The 23,695-nt window shown below is 66.8% G+C and carries 28 protein-coding genes; 16 read left to right on the top strand and 12 right to left on the bottom strand.

Annotated features, from left to right (window positions below; all coding sequences use genetic code 11):
* Nucleotides 1–76: 76 nt before the first annotated feature.
* Nucleotides 77–2,227, top strand: coding sequence for a serine hydrolase domain-containing protein (locus ACP7AG_RS03685; RefSeq protein ID WP_426029821.1), 2,151 nt, complete (start codon nt 77–79; stop codon nt 2,225–2,227).
* 71 nt (nt 2,228–2,298) lie between these two features.
* Nucleotides 2,299–2,688 carry a hypothetical protein gene (locus ACP7AG_RS03680; protein ID WP_426013447.1) on the top strand — a complete coding sequence of 130 codons (390 nt, stop codon included), beginning with the start codon at nt 2,299–2,301 and terminating at the stop codon, nt 2,686–2,688.
* Here ACP7AG_RS03680 and ACP7AG_RS03675 read toward each other — a convergent pair.
* The 4 genes from ACP7AG_RS03675 to ACP7AG_RS03660 all read right to left on the bottom strand — a co-directional run bounded on the left by ACP7AG_RS03675 (nt 2,650) and on the right by ACP7AG_RS03660 (nt 5,246).
* Complete coding sequence (locus ACP7AG_RS03675) at nt 2,650–3,036, bottom strand: RusA family crossover junction endodeoxyribonuclease (protein ID WP_426029820.1); 387 nt, start codon at nt 3,034–3,036, stop codon at nt 2,650–2,652. The two genes, ACP7AG_RS03680 and ACP7AG_RS03675, sit on opposite strands and share 39 nt — an antisense overlap.
* 2 nt (nt 3,037–3,038) lie before the next feature.
* Nucleotides 3,039–3,362 carry a YbjQ family protein gene (locus tag ACP7AG_RS03670; protein WP_426029819.1) on the bottom strand — a complete coding sequence of 108 codons (324 nt, stop codon included), beginning with the start codon at nt 3,360–3,362 and terminating at the stop codon, nt 3,039–3,041.
* A gap of 50 nt (nt 3,363–3,412) precedes the next feature.
* Complete coding sequence (locus ACP7AG_RS03665) at nt 3,413–4,600, bottom strand: acyltransferase family protein (protein WP_426029818.1); 1,188 nt, start codon at nt 4,598–4,600, stop codon at nt 3,413–3,415.
* A 109-nt stretch (nt 4,601–4,709) separates the two neighbouring features.
* Nucleotides 4,710–5,246, bottom strand: coding sequence for a DUF1697 domain-containing protein (locus ACP7AG_RS03660; RefSeq protein ID WP_426013454.1), 537 nt, complete (start codon nt 5,244–5,246; stop codon nt 4,710–4,712).
* 125 nt (nt 5,247–5,371) lie between these two features.
* Between ACP7AG_RS03660 and fumC the strand changes: the two genes are divergently transcribed.
* The 5 genes from fumC to ACP7AG_RS03635 are packed head-to-tail and all read left to right on the top strand — an operon-like array spanning nt 5,372 to nt 8,538.
* The gene (gene fumC, locus ACP7AG_RS03655; protein WP_426029817.1) at nt 5,372–6,763 is read left to right on the top strand and encodes a class II fumarate hydratase; all 1,392 of its coding nucleotides are present in this window, start codon (nt 5,372–5,374) and stop codon (nt 6,761–6,763) included.
* Nucleotides 6,763–7,176 carry a DoxX family protein gene (locus tag ACP7AG_RS03650; RefSeq protein WP_426029816.1) on the top strand — a complete coding sequence of 138 codons (414 nt, stop codon included), beginning with the start codon at nt 6,763–6,765 and terminating at the stop codon, nt 7,174–7,176. The genes fumC and ACP7AG_RS03650 overlap by 1 nt, the downstream gene beginning before the upstream one ends.
* Nucleotides 7,173–7,955 carry an AAA family ATPase gene (locus tag ACP7AG_RS03645; protein WP_426029815.1) on the top strand — a complete coding sequence of 261 codons (783 nt, stop codon included), beginning with the start codon at nt 7,173–7,175 and terminating at the stop codon, nt 7,953–7,955. Before ACP7AG_RS03650 ends, ACP7AG_RS03645 begins: the two co-directional genes overlap by 4 nt.
* A gap of 31 nt (nt 7,956–7,986) precedes the next feature.
* On the top strand, nt 7,987–8,229 hold the full coding sequence (locus tag ACP7AG_RS03640) for a type II toxin-antitoxin system CcdA family antitoxin (RefSeq protein ID WP_426029814.1): 243 nt from the start codon (nt 7,987–7,989) through the stop codon (nt 8,227–8,229).
* Nucleotides 8,230–8,538 carry a CcdB family protein gene (locus ACP7AG_RS03635; protein WP_426029813.1) on the top strand — a complete coding sequence of 103 codons (309 nt, stop codon included), beginning with the start codon at nt 8,230–8,232 and terminating at the stop codon, nt 8,536–8,538.
* Here the strand turns inward: ACP7AG_RS03635 and ACP7AG_RS03630 are convergent.
* Nucleotides 8,535–8,936 carry a YccF domain-containing protein gene (locus tag ACP7AG_RS03630; RefSeq protein WP_426013469.1) on the bottom strand — a complete coding sequence of 134 codons (402 nt, stop codon included), beginning with the start codon at nt 8,934–8,936 and terminating at the stop codon, nt 8,535–8,537. The genes ACP7AG_RS03635 and ACP7AG_RS03630 overlap by 4 nt on opposite strands.
* Nucleotides 8,937–9,104: 168 nt before the next feature.
* Here ACP7AG_RS03630 and ACP7AG_RS03625 point away from each other — a divergent pair, with 168 nt between their 5' ends.
* Complete coding sequence (locus ACP7AG_RS03625; protein ID WP_426013470.1) at nt 9,105–9,959, top strand: FkbM family methyltransferase; 855 nt, start codon at nt 9,105–9,107, stop codon at nt 9,957–9,959.
* Between the two features lie 10 nt (nt 9,960–9,969).
* Here the strand turns inward: ACP7AG_RS03625 and ACP7AG_RS03620 are convergent, their stop codons facing one another.
* The gene (locus tag ACP7AG_RS03620) at nt 9,970–10,539 is read right to left on the bottom strand and encodes a hypothetical protein (RefSeq protein ID WP_426029812.1); all 570 of its coding nucleotides are present in this window, start codon (nt 10,537–10,539) and stop codon (nt 9,970–9,972) included.
* Between the two features lie 32 nt (nt 10,540–10,571).
* Nucleotides 10,572–11,582: a polyprenyl synthetase family protein gene (locus tag ACP7AG_RS03615; protein ID WP_426013473.1), complete on the bottom strand. Its 1,011-nt coding sequence runs from the start codon at nt 11,580–11,582 to the stop codon at nt 10,572–10,574.
* Nucleotides 11,583–11,822: 240 nt separating this feature from the next.
* Here ACP7AG_RS03615 and ACP7AG_RS03610 point away from each other — a divergent pair, with 240 nt between their 5' ends.
* Nucleotides 11,823–12,485 carry a tRNA1(Val) (adenine(37)-N6)-methyltransferase gene (locus ACP7AG_RS03610; protein ID WP_426029842.1) on the top strand — a complete coding sequence of 221 codons (663 nt, stop codon included), beginning with the start codon at nt 11,823–11,825 and terminating at the stop codon, nt 12,483–12,485.
* A 139-nt stretch (nt 12,486–12,624) separates the two neighbouring features.
* Here the strand turns inward: ACP7AG_RS03610 and ACP7AG_RS03605 are convergent, their stop codons facing one another.
* The gene (locus ACP7AG_RS03605) at nt 12,625–13,188 is read right to left on the bottom strand and encodes a nucleoside 2-deoxyribosyltransferase (RefSeq protein WP_426029811.1); all 564 of its coding nucleotides are present in this window, start codon (nt 13,186–13,188) and stop codon (nt 12,625–12,627) included.
* Nucleotides 13,189–13,214: 26 nt separating this feature from the next.
* Between ACP7AG_RS03605 and ACP7AG_RS03600 the strand changes: the two genes are divergently transcribed.
* The gene (locus ACP7AG_RS03600; protein WP_426029810.1) at nt 13,215–14,048 is read left to right on the top strand and encodes a CAP domain-containing protein; all 834 of its coding nucleotides are present in this window, start codon (nt 13,215–13,217) and stop codon (nt 14,046–14,048) included.
* A gap of 120 nt (nt 14,049–14,168) precedes the next feature.
* Here the strand turns inward: ACP7AG_RS03600 and ilvC are convergent, their stop codons facing one another.
* Nucleotides 14,169–15,188 carry a ketol-acid reductoisomerase gene (ilvC, locus tag ACP7AG_RS03595; protein WP_426029809.1) on the bottom strand — a complete coding sequence of 340 codons (1,020 nt, stop codon included), beginning with the start codon at nt 15,186–15,188 and terminating at the stop codon, nt 14,169–14,171.
* A 304-nt stretch (nt 15,189–15,492) separates the two neighbouring features.
* Nucleotides 15,493–16,368: an RcnB family protein gene (locus ACP7AG_RS03590; protein WP_426029808.1), complete on the bottom strand. Its 876-nt coding sequence runs from the start codon at nt 16,366–16,368 to the stop codon at nt 15,493–15,495.
* 107 nt (nt 16,369–16,475) lie between these two features.
* On the opposite strand from ACP7AG_RS03590, the gene ACP7AG_RS03585 reads away from it, so the two are divergent.
* From ACP7AG_RS03585 to ACP7AG_RS03560, 6 genes are all read left to right on the top strand, one after another.
* The gene (locus ACP7AG_RS03585; protein ID WP_426013482.1) at nt 16,476–17,030 is read left to right on the top strand and encodes a DUF924 family protein; all 555 of its coding nucleotides are present in this window, start codon (nt 16,476–16,478) and stop codon (nt 17,028–17,030) included.
* Between the two features lie 93 nt (nt 17,031–17,123).
* Nucleotides 17,124–17,981, top strand: a complete 858-nt coding sequence (locus ACP7AG_RS03580; RefSeq protein ID WP_426029807.1) for a thymidylate synthase — start codon at nt 17,124–17,126, stop codon at nt 17,979–17,981.
* 101 nt (nt 17,982–18,082) lie between these two features.
* On the top strand, nt 18,083–19,180 hold the full coding sequence (locus ACP7AG_RS03575; RefSeq protein ID WP_426029806.1) for a hypothetical protein: 1,098 nt from the start codon (nt 18,083–18,085) through the stop codon (nt 19,178–19,180).
* Nucleotides 19,181–19,232: 52 nt separating this feature from the next.
* A complete protein-coding gene (locus tag ACP7AG_RS03570; RefSeq protein ID WP_426029805.1) occupies nt 19,233–19,748 on the top strand; it encodes a dihydrofolate reductase in 516 nt (171 codons plus the stop codon).
* Nucleotides 19,745–20,146, top strand: a complete 402-nt coding sequence (locus ACP7AG_RS03565) for a hypothetical protein (protein WP_426029804.1) — start codon at nt 19,745–19,747, stop codon at nt 20,144–20,146. Before ACP7AG_RS03570 ends, ACP7AG_RS03565 begins: the two co-directional genes overlap by 4 nt.
* 77 nt (nt 20,147–20,223) lie before the next feature.
* The gene (locus tag ACP7AG_RS03560) at nt 20,224–21,135 is read left to right on the top strand and encodes an SMP-30/gluconolactonase/LRE family protein (protein ID WP_426029803.1); all 912 of its coding nucleotides are present in this window, start codon (nt 20,224–20,226) and stop codon (nt 21,133–21,135) included.
* Between the two features lie 125 nt (nt 21,136–21,260).
* Here ACP7AG_RS03560 and ACP7AG_RS03555 read toward each other — a convergent pair whose 3' ends face one another.
* The gene (locus ACP7AG_RS03555) at nt 21,261–22,352 is read right to left on the bottom strand and encodes an NADH:flavin oxidoreductase (protein WP_426013491.1); all 1,092 of its coding nucleotides are present in this window, start codon (nt 22,350–22,352) and stop codon (nt 21,261–21,263) included.
* 129 nt (nt 22,353–22,481) lie between these two features.
* Nucleotides 22,482–23,693, bottom strand: coding sequence for an acyl-CoA dehydrogenase family protein (locus ACP7AG_RS03550; RefSeq protein ID WP_426029802.1), 1,212 nt, complete (start codon nt 23,691–23,693; stop codon nt 22,482–22,484).
* Nucleotides 23,694–23,695 lie beyond the last annotated feature (2 nt).

The following is a 23,695-nucleotide window of genomic DNA, read 5'->3' as shown; positions in this document are numbered from 1 at the left end:
CACGAATCCTTTGATCCGTCGCCCGGGCGCCCTAGAAGTTTGATCATCCCCTGCCCTAACCATTGAGGTCTCGTTCGTGGCGCTGCGTCTTTCGTTCAAGGCCGCCGCGTTGGCGGCGCTCATCGGCAGCGCGTTCTTCGGCGCGTCGATGGTCGAAGCCCAGGACGCCGTCGCGCCGCCGCCACCTGCCGCCGCGGTCGCCACACCTGGCGCGCCCATCCCCTACACGGCCACCGTCAAGCGTCGCCCCGGCAGAGTACGCCCCGCGCCGACCCGCACGTTGTCCGTCGGCTCCCCCTTGACCACGACCAGCGCGGCGATCGCCGCCGCCGCTCAGACGCCCGTGCCGGTCACCGCCGCCCCCCTGCCGGCCGCTGATCTTGAGGCCTATGTCGATGGGGTCGTGCGCAGCAGCATGGCCCGCGACCACATCGCCGGGGTGACTATCGCCGTGGTCCAGAACGGCCAAGTCGTTTTGAAAAAGGGCTATGGCGTCGCCAGCGTGACCGGCGGCCGGCGCGTCAATCCCGACAAGACCCTGTTCCGGGTGGGCTCGATTTCCAAGACCTTCACCTGGATCGCCCTGATGAACGAGGTCGAGGCCGGGCGCATACGGCTGGATACCCCGGTCAACATCTACCTGCCCGAAAAGCTGCAGTTGAAGGACCAGGGCAAGAAGAGCCCCGTGCGGCTGCGCGATCTGATGACCCACACCGCAGGGTTCGAGGACCGGGCGCTGGGCCAACTGTTCGAACGCGATCCGCGTCGCGAGCGGTCGCTGGAGCTCTATCTGCGCCAGGAGCGTCCCAACCGCGTGCGCGAACCAGGCGTCCTGCCCGCCTATTCCAACTATGGCGTCGCCCTGGCCGGCGAGGCCCTGGCCAATGTGACCGGAAAGCCGTTCGAGCAGTTGGTCACCGAGCAGGTGATCTTCCCCGCCGGCCTGACCCACACCACCTTCCGCGAGGATCGCCCGTGGCGCGCCGACCTGCCCGCGCCGATGTCGCCGGCCCTGGCCGCCGATCGCTCGGACGGCTTCCGCTGGACCCCGCTGGGCTTCCACACTGAAGCGCCGGAATATATCGGCCACATCGCCCCCGCCGGATCGGCATCCAGCACGGCCGGCGACATGGCCCGCTACATGACCCTGCTGTTGAACGGCGGGACGATCGACGGCAGGACAGTGTTCTCGCCCAAGACCAGCGCCGCGTTCCGCACGCCGATGTACCGTCCGGCCGAAGGCGCGCCGGGCTGGAACGCCGGCTTCATGGACATCCCCCTGCCGGGCGGCCACCGCGGCTTCGGCCATGCCGGCGCGACGCTGTGGTTCCACTCCAACATGGTCATGGTTCCGGACCTGGGCCTGGGCGTATTCATCGCCGTCAACACCGACACAGGCGTTGATTTGCCCGCCACCCTGCCGGCGGCCATCATCGAGCGCTTCTACGCCCCTCGCCCCGAGGTTCCTGTCGCCAGCCGCATGAGCGTCGCGGAGGCCAAGGCCTATGGGGGCCAGTTCCTGACCACCCGGCGCTCCTATGGTGGGCTGGAAGGCTTCATCGACCGGATGATCGGCGACGCCTCGGTGCGCGCCGCGCCGGACGGGCGTCTGACCCTCACCCTCGACGGCAAGTCCAGCCAGTGGACGGCGACCGACAAGCCGGATGTCTTTGCCCCAGTCAGCGGTCCTGGCCTGCTGGTGTTCCAGCGCGAAGAGGGTCGCGTCGTGCGCTTCTTCTCGCCCATGGGGTTCGCGGCGTTCGAGCGCATCGGCTTCCCGCACGGGCTGGGCCTGTTGATGACCTTCGCGATCCTGACGGGGCTGGCTTCGATCGCCACCCTGATCGGCGTCGTCACCCGAGACCGCCGCGAGTCACGCCAGACCCCGACCCAGGCCCTTGCCAGCCTGTTGCAGATCACCCAGGCGGTGCTGTGGCTGACCGCCCTGGCCGGCGTCGGGATCTTCGCGTCCGGATCGCGCGACATCGCCAAGGTGTTCTATGGCTGGCCCAGCGGTTGGCTGCTGACCGCTTCGGCCTGCGCCTTCGTGGCCGCCTTGCTGACCCTGGCCACCCTGTTCATGGCGCCCGTGGTGTGGCGCGGCGGGCGGCGGGTCGACAGCTGGACATCGCTGCGCAAGCTGGGCTTCACCTGCACCACGCTGGTTTTCCTGGGCTTCGCGGTGATCCTGTCGACCTGGGGCTTCCTGGAATTCTGGAACACGTAGGCTTCTTACCCAAAAAGACAGGCACGCGAACTGCAACCAGACCCCCGAAGAAACATCCGGGGGAGCGGATCGTGTCAAAGCAGGACGTCATCGTTTTCACAGGCGCCGGGTTCCTGGCCTGGCTGGCCGCGACGTTGTTCTACGCGGCCTATGGCGACGGCTTGCTGGAGAAGGCCTTCTGGTTCTACGCCCTGAACGCCTTCGGCGCGGCCGCCCTGGCGACGTTCGTGTTCCAGGTCACGGCCCGGCTGCGGCGAATTCCCTGCGGCCAGCGGCTGTTCCCGGCCCTGGCCTTCGGCCTGCCCATCCTGGTCGGGGGCGACCTGGTGGTCGTCAATTTCCAGCAGCTGATGTCGGACGATCCGGTCAGCCTGGGCCGCTACGGCGCCTTCGTGGTGGTGCTGCTCATCGGGATCGGCGCTTCAATCTTCGAGCGTGGCGCGCAGAAAGCGCGAGTCTAGCTTTCGCACCACGATGACGATCCGCTCGCGCTCGGCCGGGCGGCGTTCGACCAGCAGCCGGGCGACCTGGGCGTCGTCATGGAAGGCGTAGCCCTTGATGGCGTCCAGCAGGGCCTTGGCCAGATTGTCGAGATCCATCCACGGCGGCTCGCCGACGAACTCCATGCCGATCTCGACCGAGAACTCACCCCAGGCCGGCCGCGACCCGCGCCAGACCTTGCGGAAGAACTCGTAGATCAGGGGCTTGTAGTACTTGGCCTGGGTGGTCAGGCCATCGACCACCAAGGTCAGCTCGCCGCCGTCCTCGCGAGCCCGGACCTTGCCGTGATGGATCCAGCCATCATCCATGCTCAGGCGATCGGCTCGACCTTGACGGCGGTGCCATAGGCCAACACCTCGGTGATGCCTTCCATGATCTCGTTGGCGTCGTAGCGCATGGCCAGGATGGCGTTGGCCCCCGTTTCGGCGGCATGGGCCACCAACAGGTCATAGGCTTCCTTGCGGGCCGCCTCGGCCAGGTTGACATAGATCGACAGCTTGCCGCCGAAGATCGACTGAATCGAGCCGCCGATATTGCCGATCACGCTGCGCGAACGAACGGTGACGCCCCGCACCAGGCCCAGATGGGCGACGATGCGATAACCGGGCAGATCATTGGTGGTGGCGACGAGCATGGGTGTCTCCTGTGCGTTCGGCTGGTATAGCCGACCCTCCGTCGGCCTGCCTAGAGACGCAGGTGAATGCCCCGCCGGTGCAACGGCGCGACCAGGCAGATTATCAGCGTCAGCACGCCCAAGGCGCAGAGCAGGGACGCCAGCTTGAGATCGTGGGTTAGTCGCTGGGCCAAGGCGTAACCAAAGGCCTGGGGCGTGATGACCGCGCCGTCCGGGCCTTGACCCAGGGCGAGACTGGAATAGGCGCCCATGACCTGCGAAATGACGAAGACCAGGATGGCGTTGCCGCCCAGAACTTTCAGCGGCCAGGCGGCGATCCGCGCGACGCGAAAGGCCAGCAGCGCGTGCAGGACCGCAAGAGCCGTCAGCGCCACGCCGCTGCTGAACAGGGCGAAGCTGGGTGTCCAGATCCGCTTGTTGATAGGCAGCAGAGGGTCCAGCGCCAAGCCGGCCACGATCAGGGCCACGCCCAGCACCAGCGCCAGGCCCGCCGCCCGACCGGGACGTAGAGAATCCGTCGGCTGACGGAGGAGGAGCGCGGCGACGGCGCCGATCAGCACATTGACCGTCGCCGGCAGGGTGGAAAGCAGGCCCTCGGGGTCGTAGGTGACGCCGACGCCCTCGGTCAGGCCGAGCACCCACAGATGCGGCACGGTGAACACGGCGCGATCGACGAAGGCCGGCAGGGAGCCCTGGGTGTCCAGCCGCCCGACGCCAAAGCCAGGCACGGGCGTGAAGGCCAGCAGGGCCCAGTAGCCGATCAGCAGCGCCACGGCCGCCGAGAGCGTGACGCCGGCGTCGAGCCGCAGCATCCCGTCCGGACCCGTCCTCGCCGCCGGCAGACAGATCAGGCAGCCCAAGGCGTAGCAAAGCCCGATCCGCTGCAGGATCCCGGGAAAGCGCAGGTGAGCCAGGTCGAAGGTCGGCAGGGCGTTCAGGATCAGGCCCAGCAGAACCAGCAGCGCCGTGCGGCGCGCGAACTTGATCCAAACGGCGGGAGAGGCGCGATCCGTCGCGCTCAGCCCCGGCATCGACAGGCCGATCGCCAGGCCGACGCAGAACAGGAAGGTCGGAAACACCAGGTCGGCCGGGGTCCAGCCGTTCCAGGCCGCGTGCATCAGCGGCGCATAGCTATGCTCCCAGGCGCCGGGACTGGTGACGACGATCATGCCCGCCACGGCCAGGCCCCGCAAAGCGTCGAGCGCGACAATCCGCTGGCCGTCGGTATCCGAACTCATGACCCCTCCCCCGCACGCGTTGAAAGGATCATGCCACGCGGGACAGCGCTGTCAAATTGCCAGCGATTGAGGCGGCTAGGCCGCCGCGACCTTGCGGGGTCGGAAGACCTCAGCCGACCAGCGCGGCCAGCTTCAGCACCGTGTTCCAGTTGCGGCTGGTGCCGTTGGGCGAGCGCTTGGTTTTCTTCCAGTCGCGATCCAGCATCGAATGGCCGACGTCCTCGGGATAGTCGACATAGAGCTCGCGGCCGAGCGCCTCGAAGGTCTCGCGCCCGGTGATCGCCGCCCGCAAGATGAGCTCGTCGCCCTCCGGCAACGGGGCTTTCAAAAACTGGACCAGCAGGTGGTTGGGATGGCTGGCGGCCTGGGCGGGATAGGGGTTTCCGGCTATGATCGCCCGCAGTTGAGCCGGCGTGCGAACGAAGAACGCGGTGCGCACGCCCATGCGGGCTTCGAGCCCGTCCTCCAGACGTTTCTCCAGCGCGACGTCGGACGCCCCCTCGCCCCACAGCACCAGATTGCCGCTGGCCAGCAGGGTCTTGGCGTCGTCGAAGCCCAGGTCCTTGGCCAGGCCTAGCAGGTCGTCCTTGAGCACCTTGCGGCCGCCAACATTGACGCCGCGCAGCAGGGCGATGTGAGGGCTCATGGACACTCCTGTTCATCCAGAATTGGAGGCGTAAGGCCCATCGGACGGCTTCGCAAGCCGCGAGCGTTGCCCTTGGCCCGGCTTGGGTCTAGACCCCGCTCGACAGATTTTCGGAGACCCGCCGCATGACCAGCACGCGCAACGAGACCGACACCTTCGGCCCGATCGCCGTCGAGAGCGACAAGTACTGGGGCGCTCAGGCCCAGCGCTCGCTCGGCAACTTCAAGATCGGCTGGGAGAAGCAGCCGCTTCCCATCGTCCGTGCCCTCGGGATCGTCAAGCGCGCCGCCGCCGAGGCCAATCTGGCTCTCGGCAAGCTGGATCCAAAGATCGCCGAGACCATCGTCGCGGCCGCTAACGAGGTCATCGACGGCAAGCTGAACGCGCACTTCCCGCTGGTCGTCTGGCAGACCGGCTCGGGCACTCAGTCGAACATGAACGCCAATGAGGTGATCTCCAACCGCGCGATCGAGATGCTGGGCGGCGAGATGGGCTCCAAGAAGCCCGTCCACCCCAACGACCATGTCAATATGAGCCAGTCGTCGAACGACACCTATCCGACGGCCATGCACGTGGCCTGCGCCGAACAGATCGTCCACGACCTGCTGCCCGCCCTCAAGCACCTGCACGAGGCCCTCAAGGCCAAGTCCGACGCCTGGGCCAAGATCATCAAGATCGGCCGCACCCACACCCAGGACGCCACCCCCCTGACCCTGGGCCAAGAGTTCGGCGGCTACGCCCAGCAGGTCGCCAACGGCATCGCGCGCATCGAGCTGACCCTGCCCAAGCTGATGGAACTGGCGCAAGGCGGCACCGCTGTCGGCACCGGCCTCAACGCCCCGATCGGCTTCGCCGAGAAGGTGGCCGAGCAGATCGCGGCCATCACCGGCCTACCCTTCGTGACCGCTCCCAACAAGTTCGAGGCGCTGGCAGCCCACGACGCCATGGTCTTCAGCCACGGCGCGATCAACACCGTCGCCGCCAGCCTGTTCAAGATCGCCAACGACATCCGCTTCCTCGGCAGCGGCCCCCGCGCCGGCCTGGGCGAGCTGAGCCTGCCAGAAAACGAGCCCGGCTCGTCAATCATGCCGGGGAAGGTCAACCCGACCCAGTGCGAGGCCCTCACCCAGGTCTGCGTCCAGGTGTTCGGCAACCACGCCGCCGTCACCTTCGCCGGCAGCCAGGGTCATTTCGAGCTGAACGTCTTCAACCCGGTGATGGCCTACAACTTCCTGCAGTCGGTACGTCTGGTCTCTGACGCCGCCATCAGCTTCACCAACAACTGCGTGGTCGGCATCGAGCCGCGGATCGACAACATTCAGAAGGGCGTCGAGAACAGCCTGATGTTGGTCACCGCCCTGAATGGCAAGCTGGGCTACGACGCCTGCGCCAAGATCGCCAAGACCGCGCACAAGAACGGCACCACCCTTCGCGAGGAAGCCGTCGGCGGCGGCTACCTGACCAACGAAGAGTTCGACCAGTATGTCCGCCCCGAGAACATGATTTCGCCGGGCTGATGACGATGACGGCGCGCGGTTACAGACGTCTGGTGATCGCCGCCGTCTACGCGCCCTTCGGCCTGTTTCACATCCTGGGCAGCCACGGCTTCTTGGCGATCATGCCGCCGATGATCCCGTTTCCGCAGCAAATCGTGATCTTCACCGGGTTGTGCGAGATCGCGGGCGCCGTGGGGCTGTTGCTGCCCCGAACGCGTCGGCTAGCCGGGATCATGCTGGCCCTCTACGCCCTGTGTGTCTGGCCGGCCAATCTCTACCACGCCCTCAGCGGCGTCAGCATCCCGCCCCTGCCCAGCTCGTGGTGGTACCACGGACCTCGCCTGCTGCTGCAGCCGGTGCTCATCTGGGCGCCGCTGTGGGCGACGGGCGTCGTCGACTGGCCGTTTCGGCGGTCGGCGGGGTCCGCCCCATGACCGCCCTCGACCGCCCCTATTGGATTGAAGCCCAGGTCAACCGGCGCGAGGGCTGGGACAGCAACGTCTACCCGTTCAACCTGCCGGTGGTGCGCGACCTCGAGCGCATCGTCTTCCATCCGCGCGTCACCTTCATCGTCGGCGAGAACGGCTCGGGCAAATCGACCCTGATCGAGGCCCTGGCGGTGTCCGGGGGCTTCAACGCCGAGGGTGGGTCGCGCAATTTCAACTTTACTAGCCGGGCCTCGCACTCGTCGCTGCATCGGCATCTGTGGACCGTGCGCTCGACCATCCGGCCGCACGACGGCTATTTCCTACGGGCCGAGAGCTTCTTTAACGTCAAGACCGAGATCGAGCGGCTGGACAACGAGCCCGGCCCCGGCGGGCCGCCGATCCACCGCGCTTATGGCGACCGCCCCTTGCACGAACAGTCGCATGGCGAGGCCTTCTTCGCCCTGTTCGACAACCGCTTCCGGGGCGACGGCCTCTACATCCTCGACGAACCCGAGGCGGCTCTGTCGCCGCAGCGGCAACTGTCGTTCCTAGCGCGGCTACATGAGCTCGTTTTGGCCCGCTCGCAATTCATCATCGCCACCCATTCGCCCATCCTGCTGGGCTATCCCGACGCCTGGATCTACCAGGCCTCGGAGCGCGGCCTGGAGCGGGTGGAGTATGAGGACACCGAGCACTACCGGGTCACTCGGAACTTCCTCAACCGCCGACAGACCTTTCTTGACGTGCTTCTGGCCCCAGATCAGGACGACGACATCGAGGCCTGACGCTTGGCGGGAGCCGTGTTAGCCTCCGCCCATGGGTAAGGTCGAACTCGACATCGGCATCGATCTAGAACTGCTGGCTCAGGCCAAGCGGCTGGGAATTTCGGTCGCCGGCATGAGCGAGACGCAGCTGCGGCTGCACCTCCAGAAGGTCGATCCCGCGGGCGCCGAGGAGCGCGCGCGGCGGTGGGCGGAGGAGAACGCCGAAGCGATCGAGGAGCATAACGCTCATATCGAGAAGTACGGCCTGATCTCAGATCATTTCCGGAAATGGTGAGTGCGGCAGTTCGATCTCTACGAGAACCCGGTGGCTTTCATGCGGGACGGCGTACCGTTCGTCGTGGTGCTCTCGTCCCACCTGCTTGCCGATCTTACTGAAGTGGTGGTCGCGCCCGTGCTCGCTCGTCGTACGGCCAAGCTCACGGACTTCGAGATTCCATTCGCATGGGACGATCGATCGCTCCTGATCGGCGTCGCGGGCATTGCGGCGATCCGAGGCGCTGACCTTCGTCGCAGGGTAACCTCGCTCGCCGCCCTTGAAGACGACATCCGACGCGCCATCGATCGCCTGTTCACCGGCTTCTAGCGCTTGTCCACGACCACCCGCCCGATCGGCGCTAGGGCCACGACGGCCAACTGCAGGTCCTTGATCGCGAAGGGGATGCCGATGATCGTCACGGCCTCGGCGACGGCGATGACCAGATGGGACAGGGCGATGTACCATCCGCCGAGCACAAACCAGATGACATTGAGCACGCAGCCCAAGCCGCCGGTCCCCAGGTCGCCTTGGCCAGTCATCACGTCACGCGACACGATTTCCTTGCCGAACGGCCAGAAGGCGAAGCCGGCGATGCGCCAGGCCGCTGCGGTATAGGGCAGGCCTACGACGGTGAGGGCCAGCAGAGCGCCGCCCAGCAGCCACAGCAGGCCGCTGATCCAGCCACCCATCACGAACCACAGGATGTTGAGCAACAGTCGGATCATCGCGGTCTCCAATGTCTTACGACGCCTAGCCGTGCGACGAATCGCGGGCCTTGTCGAGCTTGGCGCGCCGCGACGCAGGTGACGCCGCGTTGCCGGCCGGCTATGTGACGCGCCAGACACAAGATTGCCGCGCCGCGATTCCGTGACGCCGCACGCGACGAGGACTCCATGGGCCTGTTCCGCAAGACGAAGCACCAAGCCATCTCGCTGCCGGTCGGCGCCGCCCCCATCCCTACTGCGGTGAAGTTCCGCGGCTGCACCTTCCGCATGCCCGACCACTGGGTGATTACCAAGCAATTGCTGGACGGCAAGGATTACGAGCCCTGGGTGTTGGACTACTTCCTGCAGACGCTGAAGCCCGGCATGACCGTGCTGGACGTCGGCGCTAGCTGGGGCGCCTTCGCCCTGCCAGCCGCCAGGAAGGTCGGAGCCAGCGGCCAGGTCATCGCCATCGAGATGAGCCCTGGCAACGGCCGGGTGATCCTGGAAAGCGCCAAGGCCAATGGCGTGGAGAACATCCGGCTGATCCTGGTCGGCGTGTCCGACACCCTGGGCACCGCCTTCTTGCGTCGCCAGACGATGCACAACAACCACCAGCTGGAACCGTCGGGTGAGGCCGCGCCGAGCGACTTGGGCGACTACGACTTGGCCCCCGTGGTGCCGATTGATCTGCTGCGCGGCGAGTTCGGCAAGGTCGATGTGATGAAGATCGACATCGAGGGCATGGAATATCGCGCCTTCATGGGGGCCAAGGCCTTCATGGCCGACCAGAAGCCCATCACCTTCCTGGAATATTCCCCGGCCTTCCAGGCCGAGACCTCGCGCGCGGAAGGTTCGGCCCTGCTGAGCTTCTTCCTCGACATGGGCTATGGCGTCGAAATCCTGCACCGCAAAAAGCGGCGCGAGGCCGTGAAGGCGGCCAGCCCTGCCGAAGTGATTGCGAAAGTCGATGAAGCCTGGAAGCGCCATGTCGAGGACGACAACGGCACCCACCTGGACCTGTGCTTGAAGGCAAGGGGCTAGCAGGCCCCGCCTACTTGATCAGTTGCCACTTCTTGGCCCAGCGGCCCTTGCCGAAGCGGGTGAGGATCAGCAGGTAGAGGCCTGAATAGATTACCGTGCCGACGCCGACCGCGACCATGGCCCAGGTTCCGGGCGTGCGCCACGGCGGCGGCAGAAGCCAGTTGTGCGGCGGTGATGTCAGTTCCCACCAAAGCCCGCCCACCCAGGCCAGCGAGAACAGCAGCACTGCGGGATAGCGCAGCAGCGGGCTCTTCTGGACCAGCAGCAGGAACTGGACGAAGGCCACGGCCAGAAAAGCCGCGATGGCTGCGCCAGCGGTCAGCCAGCCGTTATGAGCCAGAAGTTTGACCCGGATGGCGGCGGTAAAGGCGGCCCACAGCGGCGCCCAAAGCACCGGTCCGAACATCAGCAAGAAGATGCCGACGCCGACCACAAGGCCGATCCCGCCGCCGATCACCTTGCCTGCCGCTTCGCCCGCGTGATGGGCCTGGCCGTGGGGGTCGCCGCTGGGATTGTCGGACGAAGTCTCCAGCGTCGTGTTCAGCGGCGTGGGCGGGCCCTCGGGCTCGACCCACAGCATGTTCGACGTCTTTGGATCGTCCCGCCGCGCCATCAACTGCGCCGGCTGACCGCGAAGTCGGCCAGGCTTTCCAGGCTGGAGCGCCATTCGTTGGCCGGGAAGCCCGCCAGGGCGCCCTTGGCCTTGTCGGCATATTCCGAGGCCAGGTCGAGGGTGGCCTCCAGCGCGCCGGTGCCGATGATCAGTTCGCGGGCGCGGCGGAAGTCGGCGTCTGTCTGCTCGCGACGGCCGATGGCCCGCTCCCAGAACTCCGCCTCGCGGGGGCCGGACCGGGCGATGGCCAGCAGCAGCGGCAAGGTGGCCTTGCCTTCGCGGAAGTCGTCACCAGCGTTCTTGCCCAAGGCCTCGGTCGTGCCGCCATAATCCAAGGCGTCGTCGGCCAGCTGGAAGGCCAGGCCCAGGTTCATGCCATAGGCGCGCAGGGCGTCGGACTGCACGGCCGGCACTCCGGCCGAGACGCCGCCAGCCTCCGAGGCCGCGGCGAACAGCTCCGCGGTCTTGGCGCCAATGATTTCCAGATACAGCGACTGCGAAAGGTTCAGGTCGTGGCTGCGGGTGAGCTGTAGAACCTCGCCCTCGGCGATGACGCGGCTGGCCTTGGCCAGGATCTCCAGCGCCTTCATCGAATTCGTTTCGACCATCAGCTCGAAGGCCCGGGCGAAGAGGAAGTCGCCGACCAGCACGCTTTGCGCCGCGCCCCAAATCAGGTGCGCCGCCATCTTGCCGCGCCGCAGCTGGCTGCCATCGACCACGTCGTCGTGCAGCAGGGTGGCGGTGTGGATGAACTCGACGGCGGCGGCCAGCTTGAGGCAGGTGTCGTCGCCCGACCCGGCCAGGCGCGCAGCGGCCACGGTCAGCAGCGGGCGCAGGCGCTTGCCGCCGGCGGCGATCAGGTGCTCGGCCAAGGCCGGGATGACCGGCACTTCGCTCTGCATGCGCGCGGTGATCAGAGCATCGACCCCGGTCATGTCGGCGGCGGCCAGCCGCACGAGACGATCCACCGATCCCGGCTCCCGGGCGAGGGTCGCTGCAGCTGCGTCCAAGACAATACTCTCCCTGACTGACGCCCGCCGGGGGTCGGCGTGCGCCTTGCGTCTCGCGGGCTTGATCAGCCGTTGCGAGCGACAATGGTGGCGGGATAGGTCAGGGTCAAGGCGAGCACAAGGCTTGAAACGTTGCCGAACGAGATCCTCCCCCCTGGACCGCCCCTCGGGGTCACTGAAGATACCGTGCTGGGCGGCCGCGTCAGGCTGCGCCAGGCCGTGTCCGGATACCGGGCGGGCATGGACGCCGCCCTGCTGGCGGCGACCTGCGACGCCCGGCCCGGCGATCGCGTCATCGAGGCAGGATGCGGCGTTGGCGGCGCCCTGCTGGGCGCCGCAAGTCGCCGACCCGACACCCGATTCGTCGGACTGGAGCGCGATCCGGCCGCCGCCACATTGGCGCGCGGCAATGTCGCGCTCAACCGCCTGGAGGCTCGGGTCGAGATCATCGAGGGCGATGTCGAGGCCGGCTTTCGGGCGCTCGACCTGCCCCTGTTCGACGCGGCGATCAGCAATCCGCCGTTCTTTGACGACCCTGGCGCCCTGCGCGCCCCGGCCGCGGAAAAGTCCGGCGCCTGGATGGCGGATGGCGGCCTGGCGGCCTGGACGGTCTTTTGCCTGAAAGCGGTGCGCGAGGGCGGGACGGTCACCCTGATTCACCGCGCCGACCGGCTGGGCGACATCCTGACGCTACTGGCTCCCAAGGCGGGGTCGTTCAGGATCCGCCCCATCGCGCCGTTCGCCGACGCTCCGGCCAAGCGGGTGATCGTCCGGGCGATCAAGACCGGCAAGGCGCCGCTGGTGCTGTTGCCGCCCCTGGTGCTGCATGAACGGGAGGGCGCGGGACACACGGTGCGGGCGGAAGCGATCCTGAGGGGGGAAACGGGGCTGGGGTGGAGTTAGCCGTTACTTGACCCCTAGGGGTCGCTTCGCGATCGTCTTCCCCCATAGGGGGAAGAGCTCAGGCGCGCGGGGCTCCGCGCTCCATGGGGGGCGGACAGGCGGCGAAGCCGCCAGGTGGGGGCAAGTGGACGAATAGACCCTACTCAGCGTACAGCGCCAAGGCGTCCAGGCACATCTCCAGCCCCGTCAGGTCGTGCAGCGTGTCCTCGGTGATGATCACGAACAGGCGCCGGGCCTCGGCCCACAGCATCACCGTCTCCGGCAGGCCGAAGTCCTCGACCACGCAACCGTCGCCATCGCGCCAGACGCCGGCCTCGTCGCGCTGGGCGCCGACATGGGCCTCGACCCGGTCGACATATTCGGCCTCGATTTCGTCGGCGACGTTGAGATAGGCGAAGACCGGCTTGCCCAGTCCAGCCAACACCCCGGCCTCGAAGGCGGCGCTGGCGGCGCAGGACGGACCGCGCCAGGGCGTCAGGTTTATCACCCCGGCGTCGGCCTGACGCAGCTTCGCCATTCTTTCGGTGTAGAGTTCGCGGGCCCGGATCTCGGAATCGCTGGGATCGCTCTCGACGATGGCGGGCGCCGTCAGGCCGGTGAAGCCGAAGTTCAGGCACAAGGCGCGTTGCCGGGCGGCGTGCGGCCCGGCGTCGGGCAGCCAGGGTTCGGGGCCGGCCAGCCATAGGGAACGGACAGGTCTCATGAGACCTTAGAGCTTGCGCAAACGGGATGCTGTCAACCGCCTTGAAGATGTCGCCCCCCATCGGGACCACGGTCCACCGTCGCACCCTCCTCGCCGTCGTCGGCTCAAGCCTGCTGCCTGCCTGCGCGCGCGCCGCGCTGAGCGACCCCTGGCTCGCCTATGAGCGCCGCCTGCGGACTCAGTTGGCCCAGCGACGCGGCGACTTCGATCCAGATTTCGAACAGGACCTGGCCGATCTGGGCGACATCTTTCGGCGCGCTCGAGGCCTGCGAAACCTGACGCCCGATCCCGGCCTGACCCTGGCCGCCCGGGCCCATGCCGCTGACGTGGCCCGCACCGGCGTGTTCGACCACATGACCCCCGAGGGTTTCGGACCTGCGGCCCGCGTCGGCCTGCTGGCCCGCGACCTGATCGGCGCCCCGGCCGAGAACATCGCCGAGCGGCTCAACGCCATTGGGCCAGTGCGTCCCGACCAGATCATGGGCCAGTGGAAGACCAGCCCCGGCCACCGCGCCAACCTGCTGGCCACGGGCTTCACCCATGTGGGCTACGGCGTGCTTCGCCGGGGGGCCGAGGTGATCGCCGTGGGCGCCTATGCCGAGGTCTCGGCGCGGCTGGCTGGCCCTGCCCCGCTACGGGTGTCGTCCGTGGACGCCATCGGCGAGGCCCTGGCCCGCGCCACCCCGCGCATCGATCAGTTCTCGGTGTCGGAGCCGGGCGCCGAGCCCCTGATCGAGACCTATCTCGAAGGCCCTGGCCCCCAAACCCTGCCGCCGGGCGCCTGGCAACTGCGCCCACACCTTTCGACCGGGGAACACAAGTATCAGGTCGCCTGGGGGCCGGTGTTCTTGTTGGGGTGAGATTCCAAATGCCGCTCATCCCGGCCAATGCCAGGATGAGCGGTTGAATGGGTTTGGTGGACGAAAAACGGCGGGCCCTTTCGAGCCCGCCGTCTGACGTTTCAGCGATGGCGCAAAAGCCTAGTTCTTGGCGACGTCGACCAGCTTGTTCTTGGCGATCCAGGGCATCATGGCACGCAGGCGGCCGCCGACTTCCTCGATCTGGTGCTCGGACGCCCGGCGACGGGTGGCCTTGAACGAGGGTTGTCCGACCTGGTTTTCCAGCATGAAATCGCGGACGAACTTGCCCGACTGGATGTCTTCCAGAACGCGCTTCATCTCGGCCTTGGTCTCCGAGGTGACGATGCGCGGGCCGGTGACATATTCGCCGTACTCGGCGGTGTTGCTGATCGAGTAGTTCATGTTGGCGATGCCGCCTTCATAGATCAGGTCGACGATCAGCTTCAGCTCGTGCAGGCATTCGAAATAGGCCATTTCCGGCGCGTAACCGGCTTCGACCAGCACTTCGAAGCCGCAGCGGATCAGCTCGACCGTGCCGCCGCACAGGACGGCCTGTTCGCCGAACAGGTCGGTCTCGCACTCTTCGCGGAAGTTGGTCTCGATGATGCCCGAGCGGCCGCCGCCGATGGCCGACGCGTAGGCCAGGCCCAGGTCGTGGGCGTTGCCCGTGGCGTCGTGGTGGACAGCGATCAGGCAGGGCACGCCGCCGCCCTTCTGATATTCGCCGCGCACGGTGTGGCCGGGGCCCTTGGGCGCGACCATCAGGACGTCGATGGTGTCCTTGGGCTCGATCAGGCCGAAGTGGACGTTCAGGCCGTGAGCGAACAGCAGGGCCGCGCCGTCGCGGATATTGGGGGCGATCTCTTCGGCATAGATCGCCCGCTGATGCTCGTCGGGCGCCAGGATCATGATCAGGTCGGCCCAGGCGGCGGCCTCGGCCACGGTCATGACCTGCAGGCCCTCGGCCTGAGCCTTCTTGGCGGTGGCCGAACCGGCGCGCAGGGCGACGGCGACGTTGCTGGCGCCCGAGTCGCGGAGGTTGAGAGCGTGCGCGTGACCTTGCGAGCCGTAGCCTACGATCGCGATCTTCTTGTCCAGGATGCGGGCGAGGTCGGCGTCGCGATCATAATAGACGCGCATGTTTTTTCTCCAGGACTGGTCAAATCAGGCCGTCCCGCGCAACGGCGGAGCGACAAAGGCCGGGCGTTTGAGCGTTTTTTTGCCGTTTCGTCAAGGCGATGACGGCAGAACGTTGTGACCTTATAGCCTCTGCGGCCACGTTTTAGACCCTGGGGCGCTCCGCCGCCATCGTCGGCGTGGCAGGAGCCGGCCAGAACGGCAAGTCGCCGCCGTCCGCCGCTCCTGAAAGGCAGCGAAATCGACGACGAAGGTCGAGGATGCCGATGGGGACGCACGCATGCGTGCGTCCCCAAATTTCAGTCAATCACCAGAACAGGTCGTAGTTGACGCTGAGCACCTGGCCCGACCAGATATCGACGAGGACGGCGTCGTCGCCGACCCGCACCCACTCGCAGCCGGCCGGAGGATAGGGCAGGCCATAGGAACCGGCGTTCAGATAGTAGGACTGGCCGTACCAGCCGCCCGGCAGATAGTCGCCGAACGACCATTGGTTCACGTAGAAGCCACGTGGATAGCGATAGACGCCGACCCGGTAGCGCTGGCCGGCCTGATAGGAAGGACGGTAGCGACGCTGGTCATAGCGCTGACGGTTGTTGTCGCGGTCACGCCAGTGGCCGTTGTCGCCGGGGCGGCTCTGGCCGGGACGATCCCAACCGCCCGGACGTCCGCCCTGATCGGGACGACCGCCTTGGCCGGGACGGTCCCAGCCACCGGGACGCCCGCCTTGGTCGGGGCGGCCCTGATCTGGACGACCCTGTCCTTGACCCCAAACTCCGCCCTGACCACCACGACCGCCTTGGCCATTCTGGCCCTGCCAGCCGCCGCGGTCACGGCCTTGCTGCGGGTTTTGCGCCTGCGGGGGAGTTTGAGGCTGCTGAGGCTGTTGAGGCTGTTGAGGCTCCTGCGGCTGTGGCGCCGGACGGCCGCCGCTCCAACTGCCGCCGCCGTTGGAGCGGTCGCCACGATCGCCGCGATCGCTACTCGAAGGTTGCTGTTGAGGCTGGGCCTGTGGTTGAGGCTGCTGCTGACCGCCGCGATCGCCACCGTTATCCCCGCGTGGGCCGCGCTCGCCGCCCTCTTGGCGGCCCCCGCGCCGGTCAAGCTGTCCCGCGCCAGCGGCTTCGGCCGCGGCGCCGCCCAGCAGCGACAGGATCATCGCGGTCGTGATCAGACGTTTCATTTTGTGCTCCAGGGATCCCTTGTGGTGGGTCCGACGCTCATCCCTTGTATGTAGTGTCGGCCCAGCGCCATGAACCGCGTTTGAACGACGCCGCTGAGGAATGCTTTATGCTCGTCAACCCTCAGGACGTTCTCGGCTTCTGGGCCGCCGCCGGCCCGGCCAAGTGGTTCGTCAAGTCGGACGTCTTCGACGCGGCGATCCGGCTGAGGTTCGAACCCGTCCATCTCGTCGCCGCGCGCGGCCAGTACGACGGCTGGGCGGGCGACGCCGAAGGCGCGATGGCCCTGGTCATCCTGCTCGACCAGTTTCCCCGCAACCTCTACCGCGACAGCGGCCACGCGTTCGCCACCGACGGCAAGGCCCGGACGATCGCTGTCGCGGCCGTGGCCGCCGGTTACGATAAGACCGTGGACCCGCTGCTGCGGCCGTTCTTCTACCTGCCTTACGAACATTCGGAGTCCCTGGCCGAACAGGACGCCGGCATCGCCCTGTTCGAAGGCCTGCCGAAGGACAACGGCGACGCCGAGAGCCTGAACTGGGCCCTGCTGCACCGGGACATCATCGCCCGGTTCGGCCGGTTCCCGCACCGCAACGCGGCGCTAGGGCGGACAACCACGCAGGAAGAACAGGCGTTTCTGGACGAGGGCGGCTTCGCGGGGTGACAAAGCCCCTCCCTCCACCTTACTGACGGGACGAACGCCCAAACGCATTTGCCGCACTGGCGACGACGGCGATTCGCCTGCACTCTAGCGACCATGAACGCCATCGTCCCCATCCACGCCCAGCAGGCCCCCGCCGACCATCCGGAACGGCAGTACCTGAACCTGTTGCAGGACATCCTCGACAACGGCGTCCAGCGCGGCGATCGCACAGGCACCGGCACGTTGGGGGTCTTTGGCCGGCAGATTCGTTTCGATCTGTCCAAAGGCTTCCCGGTCCTGACCACCAAGAAACTGCACCTGCGCTCGATCATCGTCGAGCTGCTGTGGTTTCTGAAGGGCGACACCAATGTCCGCTATCTGCAGGAAAACGGCTGCAAGATCTGGGACGAATGGGCCGACGAGAACGGCGACCTGGGTCCGGTCTATGGCAAGCAATGGCGCTCGTGGGCGGCGCCGGCCAAAGACGGAAACGGAGTCGGCTCGATCGACCAGATGGCCAGGCTGGTCGAGGGCCTGAAGACCAATCCCAATGGTCGCCGTCACATCGTCAGCGCCTGGAATCCGGCCGATGTCGACGACATGGCCCTGCCGCCTTGCCACTGCCTGTTCCAATTCTTCGTCGCGGATGGGAAACTCAGCTGCCAGCTCTACCAGCGCAGCGCCGACGTCTTCCTGGGCGTGCCGTTCAACATCGCCTCCTACGCCCTGCTGACGATGATGGTCGCCCAGGTCGTCGGTCTGCAGCCGGGCGAGTTCGTCCACACCTTCGGCGACGCCCACCTCTATCTCAACCACCTGGACCAGGCCCGCGAACAACTGACCCGCGAACCCCTCCCCCTCCCCACCCTGAAGATGGCCGACAAGACCGACCTGTTCGGGTTTGAGTATGCGGACTTCCAGCTGGAAGGCTACGAAGCCCACCCGCACATCAAGGCGGCGGTGGCCGTTTGACCTGGGCGACCGTCTACAGCCAGCAATCGGATGCCAAGCCTCGCCATCATTGCACGTCATGAACCTGTGCTAAAGCTACAGCTCAAGTCAGGGGGATACTTATGCAAGTTCGGGTTATTCGCGCACTGGCCGGCGCTCTCGTCGCCGCCTTGGCGGTCACGAGCGCACAGGCCGCTTCACCGCCGCCCGCCAGCCTGCGCTCGACCCTCATCGTTCCGGTTATTCCCAAGGATTGGTTCATTGGGACCTATTCCATTGATGGGGTTTCGGAACTGGGAGAGATCACGCCCAAGGGTCAGGGTGGCGGGGCCTATATTGACCTGATCGGCTTCAGCGTCACGCCCGTGCCGGCGGGGGCAACCCTCGAGGACGCGGTCGAAGGCGCCCGCCGCGCGACAAACCCGCGCTGCGCGCAACAGAGCAAGCAGGTCATCGTCGACTCCGCCATGCCCGGTTGGGGCCGAATCCTTTTTTATTGCCTGTCGCAGACAAACAGCGACGCCGTGCTGGAAGTCAACGCCCAGGCCTTCCAAATCCGCGACGGCTACTTGTTCTCGACCTGGCGCGCGCGCCGCGAATCACCCGCCAAGATCGCCGCTTTCGTCAAGGCCCGCCAATCCGTCGGCACGCCCGTCGCCGTCCAGCGGGACGCGACGTGGAGCTTCGACGAAAAGGCGGTGGCCCTGGTGACGCCGGGCTTGTCCGCAAGTCTTTTCAGCGAGTTGGCCAAGACCGAGATCTGTAATCTGTCCGCCGGAGAGATCTGCGCCTCACTGCGCGCGCCGCCCGAAATCAGCGCGCCGACCATCGCCATGCTGCATATAACGGGCACTGGCGAGCGGACCATGCGGCAAACCATGACCGGCGCCGATGGCAAGCCTGTCAGCGACTTCGCCACCCGCACCCTCGCCGCGGCCAAGGACGGCGCGGCGGACAAGCCCTTCGAGACCCTGCAGAGCATCTCGCTGACCGACCACGACTGGTCAAGCTCGGAGGGCGTTGGCGCCGCTCTGCGCCAGCCGCTGGTCGGCGCTCAGTCAGGCGGCGGGACCCTGATCGCGGTCGATCACGAGACCAAGGCGGACCTTGCCACTCGCGGACGAATGCAGGCCTATGTCGTCATGCTTTCCCGACTGATCTGGCGCGGCGGCGTGACGCCAGACCGCGAGCAAGTCATCCTGACGACACCCACGCCCTGACGTCGACTGATCGACTCCTTCCTGCCCGCGCGCGCGTGGGGTAAGGTAAGAGATGAGCCCCATCCTCACCGTCGGCCCCGTAGCCCGTTCGCTCAATGGCGTCATTGGCCGTGATGGCGACCTGCCCTGGCGGCTGAAGTCCGACCTGGCGATCTTCAAGGCCTGCACGATGGGCAAGCCGGTGATCATGGGCCGCAAGACTTGGGACAGCCTGCCCCGCAAGCCCCTGCCCGGCCGGATGAACATCGTGCTGTCGCAGGACGGCTCGTTCGAGCCGCAGCAGGCCGTGGTCTGCGAGAGCTTTCTCGAGGCTCTGCAGATGGCCAAGGAACAGGCCGCCGACGACGGCGTCGACGAGGTCTGCGTGATCGGCGGCCGGGCGATCTTCGAGCTGGCTCTGCCCCGCGCCAAGCGGCTGTACCTCACCGAGGTGCAGGCCGAGGTGGAGGGCGACGTCTCGTTCCCGGCGTTCGACGAGACCGCCTGGATTGAGGTGCGCCGCGAGGAGCACCCCGCCGGTCCCGATGATGACCACGCCTTCGTGTTCCGTGTATTGGAGCGTCGATGATGCTTGTTCGCCCTCACCTGTTCGCCGCGCTTTGCGTCCTGACGCTGTGCAGCGCCGCCCCGGTCGATGCGCGCAACCTGGGCCAGGACGACAGCCTGGGGCGGGCGGCGGCGACCGACGTGGTGGTGTTCGACGTGCTCAAGGTTCGTCCGCTACAGCGCGGCGAAGTAGCGACCTGCCGGGTCTATGGTCGGGCGATCAAGGCCGAGCGTGGCGCCCGCTTCAAGCCGCGCCAGTCAGTGCGATTGACCGTCCCCTGCGCCGCCCAGGGCGCCGGATCGTCGGACTCGACGCCCAAATGGATCGACCGCGAGGCCCTGGTTCGCTCGGCCCACGGCCGCGCCTTCCTGGCCAGTGACGGCGCGTTGATCGCCTATGAGCTCTACGATCTGGACTGAGGCGTTGCGTGCGGGTTCAAACGCCCGTTTACTCCGCCCATGCGCCCGCTAGAGGTGTCGCAACGGGAGCAAGACGCATGGAACTGGAACTCGTCGCCGAGGGCCTGCAATTCCCCGAGGGGCCGATCGCCATGGCCGACGGCTCGGTGATCCTCACCGAGATCCAGCGCCAGACCCTTAGCCGCGTAACCGCCGACGGGCGCCGCGAGACGATCGCCGAGTTGCCGGGCGGCCCAAACGGCGCGGCCATCGGTCCGGACGGCGCGGTCTATGTCACCAACAACGGCGGCAGCTTCAACTTCATCGACATGGGCGGCCTCAACGTGCCCGGCCCGACACCGCCAGGCCACGAGGGCGGGTCGATCCAGCGCATAGACCTAACGACCGGCGCTGTGACCACGCTCTACACAGAGTGCGACGGCAAGCGGCTGATCGGGCCCAACGATCTGGTGTTCGACCGGCAAGGCGGCTTCTGGTTCACCGATCACGGCTGCACCACAGCCGAGGGTCGCAAGTTCGGCGCCCTCTACTACGCCCTGACCGACGGCAGCCAGATCGTTCGCTGGCGCGACCACTTCGTCTCGCCCAACGGCGTGGGCCTCTCGCCCGACGAGAAAACCGTCTACATGGCCGACACCACCCTGGGCCGGCTATGGTCGTTCGACATCGCCGCGCCCGGCGTCCTGGCCGACGCGCCGCCGTTGATGCCCGGAAACGTGGTGGTCACCCTGCCGGGGTATCAGTTGTTCGACAGCCTGGCGGTCGAGGCCGATGGCAGGGTCTGCGTGGCGACGATCATCAATGGCGGAATCACCGCGATCTCGCCGGGCGGCGCGACCGAGCACTTCGCCGTGCCCGACGTGATTGTCACCAACATCTGTTTCGGCGGCGCCGACATGAGAGACGCCTGGATCACGGCGTCGGGGACGGGGAAACTCTACAAGGCGCGGTGGCCCAGGGCGGGGTTGAGGTTGAATTTCAACGGATGAACCCATTCCTCCCCCTGTGGGGGAGGCGGCGCGAAGGCGCCGGTGGGGGGGGGCGGACCCACCGCGGCTAACTCCCCCCTCCGTCGGCTGCGCCGACACCTCCCCCGCAGGGGGAAGATTTGGTCTTAGTACAGCACCCCCAGCGCCTCGCGCTCGAAGGCCTTCAGTTCGTCGTTGCGGCCGTCGCGGATCTTCATGACCCACTCCGGGTCCTGCAAGAGCGCGCGCCCGACGCCGACCAGGTCGAACTCGCCGCGGTCCAGGCGCTCCAGCAGACCGTCGATCGAGGCCGGTTGGCTGCCCTCGCCGCCGAACGCCGCGATGAACTCGCCCGACAAGCCCACCGAGCCGACGGTGATCGTCGGGGCGCCGGTCAGCTTCTTGGCCCAGCCGGCGAAGTTGAGGTCTGAGCCCTCAAACTCCGGCTCCCAGAACCGGCGCTGTGAGCAGTGGAAGATGTCGGCCCCGGCGTCGGCCAGGGGCTGAAGCCAGGCTTCCAGCTCTTGAGGCGTGACGGCGTTCTTGACGGTGAAATCCTGCTGCTTCCACTGCGACAGACGGATGATCACCGGATAGTCCGGACCGACCGCAGCCCGCACGGCCTTGAGGATTTCGGCCGCGAAATTGGCGCGGGCGGCAATGGTGGCGCCGCCAAAACCGTCGTCGCGGACATTGGTGCCGTTCCAGAAGAACTGGTCGATCAGATAGCCGTGGGCGCCGTGCAGTTCGATGGCGTCGAAGCCAAGGCGCTTGGCGTCCGCGGCCGCCGTGGCGAAGGCGGCGATGGTGTCGGCGATCTCGGCGTCGGTCATCGGGGTGGTGAAGGGCTCGCCGCCAGCTTTGGAGAGACCCGAGGGGCTATCGATCTTGCCCAGCACGTCCTTCCCCTTGGCCGCGCCCACATGCCACAGCTGCGGCGCAATCAGGCCGCCGGCCGCGTGCACCTCATCGACCACGGTCTTCCAGGCCGCCAGTTCCTTCTCGCCATGGAAGCGCGGAATGTTGGCGTCGTTCAGCGAGGCGTCGCGGGCCACGCCCGTGCCCTCGGTGATGATCAATCCGACCTGGTTCTCGGCGCGGCGGCGGTAATAGGCGGCGACGTCGTCGGTGGCGACGCCGCCGGGCGAGAACGACCGGGTCATCGGGGCCATCACCACCCGGTTGGGCAGTTTCAGCGACTTGAATTCGAACGGCTTGAACAGGGCGTCGAGGGCCATGAGGCGGCTCCGCAAAGGGCTGGGTTAGCAGTGGTTATAAAGGCGGGTTTCGTTTGAGGACGATGGAGAAAAACTAACGCCTCCCCGTGCGGAGTGGGGACAGGCGCATGCGCCTGTCCCCACTCCGATCTAGAGCCCCAACACCAGCTTGGTGATGATGTTCTTCTGGATCTCGCTGGAGCCCGCATAGATCGTGGTCTTGCGGTAGCTGAAATAGGACGGCGCGACCGGGGCCGCGTAATCCGGTCCGGCCCGGCCCTCGTTGGTCGGCGCCCAGGTGTCGCGCACGAACGGCGCTGCATAGGTTCCGACTGCCTCCAGGGCCAATTCTGTGATCGCCTGCTGGGTCTCTGATCCCGCCAGCTTCAGCATCGACGAGGCCGGCCCCACCGCCTTGCCCGCAGAACGGCCGGAGAAGATTCGCAACTCGGTGGCGTTCAGCGACTCCACCGCGATCTCCAGCTCGGCGATCTTCAAGCGGAAGTCCGGGTCCTCGATCAGCGCCCCGCCGTCGTCGGCGCGCTCCAGGGCGGCGATCTTCTTCACCTTGCGCAACATGTGCATCAGGCCAGGCGCATAGGCGTTGCCGCGCTCAAACTCGAGCAGATATTTGGCGTAGGTCCAGCCCTTGTTCTCCTCGCCGATCCGGTTGCCCACGGGCACGCGAACATTGTCGAAGAACACCTGGTTGATCTCCTGCTCGCCCTCGGCCGGACCGTCCAGGGTGGGCAGGGCCTTCACCTGGATGCCGGGCAGGGTCATCGGCAGCAGCAGGAAGCTGATCCCCTCCTGCGGCTTGCCCTGCGTCGAGGTGCGCACCAGGCAGAACATCCAGTCGGCCCACTGAGCTTGGGTGGTCCAGATTTTTGAGCCGTTCAGGACATAGTCGTCGCCATCCCGGACGGCGCTCATCTTCAGCGAGGCGAGGTCCGACCCCGCGCCCGGCTCCGAATAGCCCTGGCACCACCAGATGTCGGACGACAGGATCGGCGGCAGGTGCTGGGCCTTCTGTTCTGGCGTGCCGAACGCCATGATCACCGGCGCGCACATCTTCAGCCCCATGGGCGAGGGGTTTGGTGTGCCAGCCAGCGACATCTCCATGTTGAAGATGTAGCGCTGCGAGGGCGTGAAGCCCGTCCCGCCCAGCTCAACCGGCCAATCCGGCGCGGCCCAGCCGCGCTCGAACAGCTTCTTCTGCCATTTCACCTGGCCGGCCTTGTCGAGATAGCCGTTCTTCGACTGGGCCATCTTGTGGCGCAGGCCGTCATCGAAAGCCTTGGCGATCCAGTCGCGGACGTCATTCTGGAAGGTCAGATCCTCGGCGGAGAAGGCGAGATCCACGG

This window comes from Caulobacter sp. DWP3-1-3b2, assembly GCF_049896325.1.
In the GTDB taxonomy this organism is placed as follows: Bacteria; Pseudomonadota; Alphaproteobacteria; order Caulobacterales; family Caulobacteraceae; genus Caulobacter.
This window is presented reverse-complemented; position numbering and strand designations above follow the sequence as displayed.

What these genes read in the sequence shown, in the direction of transcription:
- ACP7AG_RS03675 (WP_426029820.1), bottom strand. Translation starts at nt 3,036, where the DNA reads ATGGATGATGGCTGGATCCATCACGGCAAGGTCCGGGCTCGCGAGGAC.
- ACP7AG_RS03670 (WP_426029819.1), bottom strand. Translation starts at nt 3,362, where the DNA reads ATGCTCGTCGCCACCACCAATGATCTGCCCGGTTATCGCATCGTCGCC.
- ACP7AG_RS03665 (WP_426029818.1), bottom strand. Translation starts at nt 4,600, where the DNA reads ATGAGTTCGGATACCGACGGCCAGCGGATTGTCGCGCTCGACGCTTTG.
- ACP7AG_RS03660 (WP_426013454.1), bottom strand. Translation starts at nt 5,246, where the DNA reads ATGAGCCCTCACATCGCCCTGCTGCGCGGCGTCAATGTTGGCGGCCGC.
- fumC (WP_426029817.1), top strand. Translation starts at nt 5,372, where the DNA reads ATGACCAGCACGCGCAACGAGACCGACACCTTCGGCCCGATCGCCGTC.
- ACP7AG_RS03650 (WP_426029816.1), top strand. Translation starts at nt 6,763, where the DNA reads ATGACGATGACGGCGCGCGGTTACAGACGTCTGGTGATCGCCGCCGTC.
- ACP7AG_RS03645 (WP_426029815.1), top strand. Translation starts at nt 7,173, where the DNA reads ATGACCGCCCTCGACCGCCCCTATTGGATTGAAGCCCAGGTCAACCGG.
- ACP7AG_RS03640 (WP_426029814.1), top strand. Translation starts at nt 7,987, where the DNA reads ATGGGTAAGGTCGAACTCGACATCGGCATCGATCTAGAACTGCTGGCT.
- ACP7AG_RS03630 (WP_426013469.1), bottom strand. Translation starts at nt 8,936, where the DNA reads ATGATCCGACTGTTGCTCAACATCCTGTGGTTCGTGATGGGTGGCTGG.
- ACP7AG_RS03625 (WP_426013470.1), top strand. Translation starts at nt 9,105, where the DNA reads ATGGGCCTGTTCCGCAAGACGAAGCACCAAGCCATCTCGCTGCCGGTC.
- ACP7AG_RS03620 (WP_426029812.1), bottom strand. Translation starts at nt 10,539, where the DNA reads ATGCTGTGGGTCGAGCCCGAGGGCCCGCCCACGCCGCTGAACACGACG.
- ACP7AG_RS03610 (WP_426029842.1), top strand. Translation starts at nt 11,823, where the DNA reads ATGGACGCCGCCCTGCTGGCGGCGACCTGCGACGCCCGGCCCGGCGAT.
- ACP7AG_RS03605 (WP_426029811.1), bottom strand. Translation starts at nt 13,188, where the DNA reads ATGAGACCTGTCCGTTCCCTATGGCTGGCCGGCCCCGAACCCTGGCTG.
- ACP7AG_RS03600 (WP_426029810.1), top strand. Translation starts at nt 13,215, where the DNA reads ATGCTGTCAACCGCCTTGAAGATGTCGCCCCCCATCGGGACCACGGTC.
- ilvC (WP_426029809.1), bottom strand. Translation starts at nt 15,188, where the DNA reads ATGCGCGTCTATTATGATCGCGACGCCGACCTCGCCCGCATCCTGGAC.
- ACP7AG_RS03590 (WP_426029808.1), bottom strand. Translation starts at nt 16,368, where the DNA reads ATGAAACGTCTGATCACGACCGCGATGATCCTGTCGCTGCTGGGCGGC.
- ACP7AG_RS03585 (WP_426013482.1), top strand. Translation starts at nt 16,476, where the DNA reads ATGCTCGTCAACCCTCAGGACGTTCTCGGCTTCTGGGCCGCCGCCGGC.
- ACP7AG_RS03580 (WP_426029807.1), top strand. Translation starts at nt 17,124, where the DNA reads ATGAACGCCATCGTCCCCATCCACGCCCAGCAGGCCCCCGCCGACCAT.
- ACP7AG_RS03575 (WP_426029806.1), top strand. Translation starts at nt 18,083, where the DNA reads ATGCAAGTTCGGGTTATTCGCGCACTGGCCGGCGCTCTCGTCGCCGCC.
- ACP7AG_RS03570 (WP_426029805.1), top strand. Translation starts at nt 19,233, where the DNA reads ATGAGCCCCATCCTCACCGTCGGCCCCGTAGCCCGTTCGCTCAATGGC.
- ACP7AG_RS03565 (WP_426029804.1), top strand. Translation starts at nt 19,745, where the DNA reads ATGATGCTTGTTCGCCCTCACCTGTTCGCCGCGCTTTGCGTCCTGACG.
- ACP7AG_RS03560 (WP_426029803.1), top strand. Translation starts at nt 20,224, where the DNA reads ATGGAACTGGAACTCGTCGCCGAGGGCCTGCAATTCCCCGAGGGGCCG.
- ACP7AG_RS03555 (WP_426013491.1), bottom strand. Translation starts at nt 22,352, where the DNA reads ATGGCCCTCGACGCCCTGTTCAAGCCGTTCGAATTCAAGTCGCTGAAA.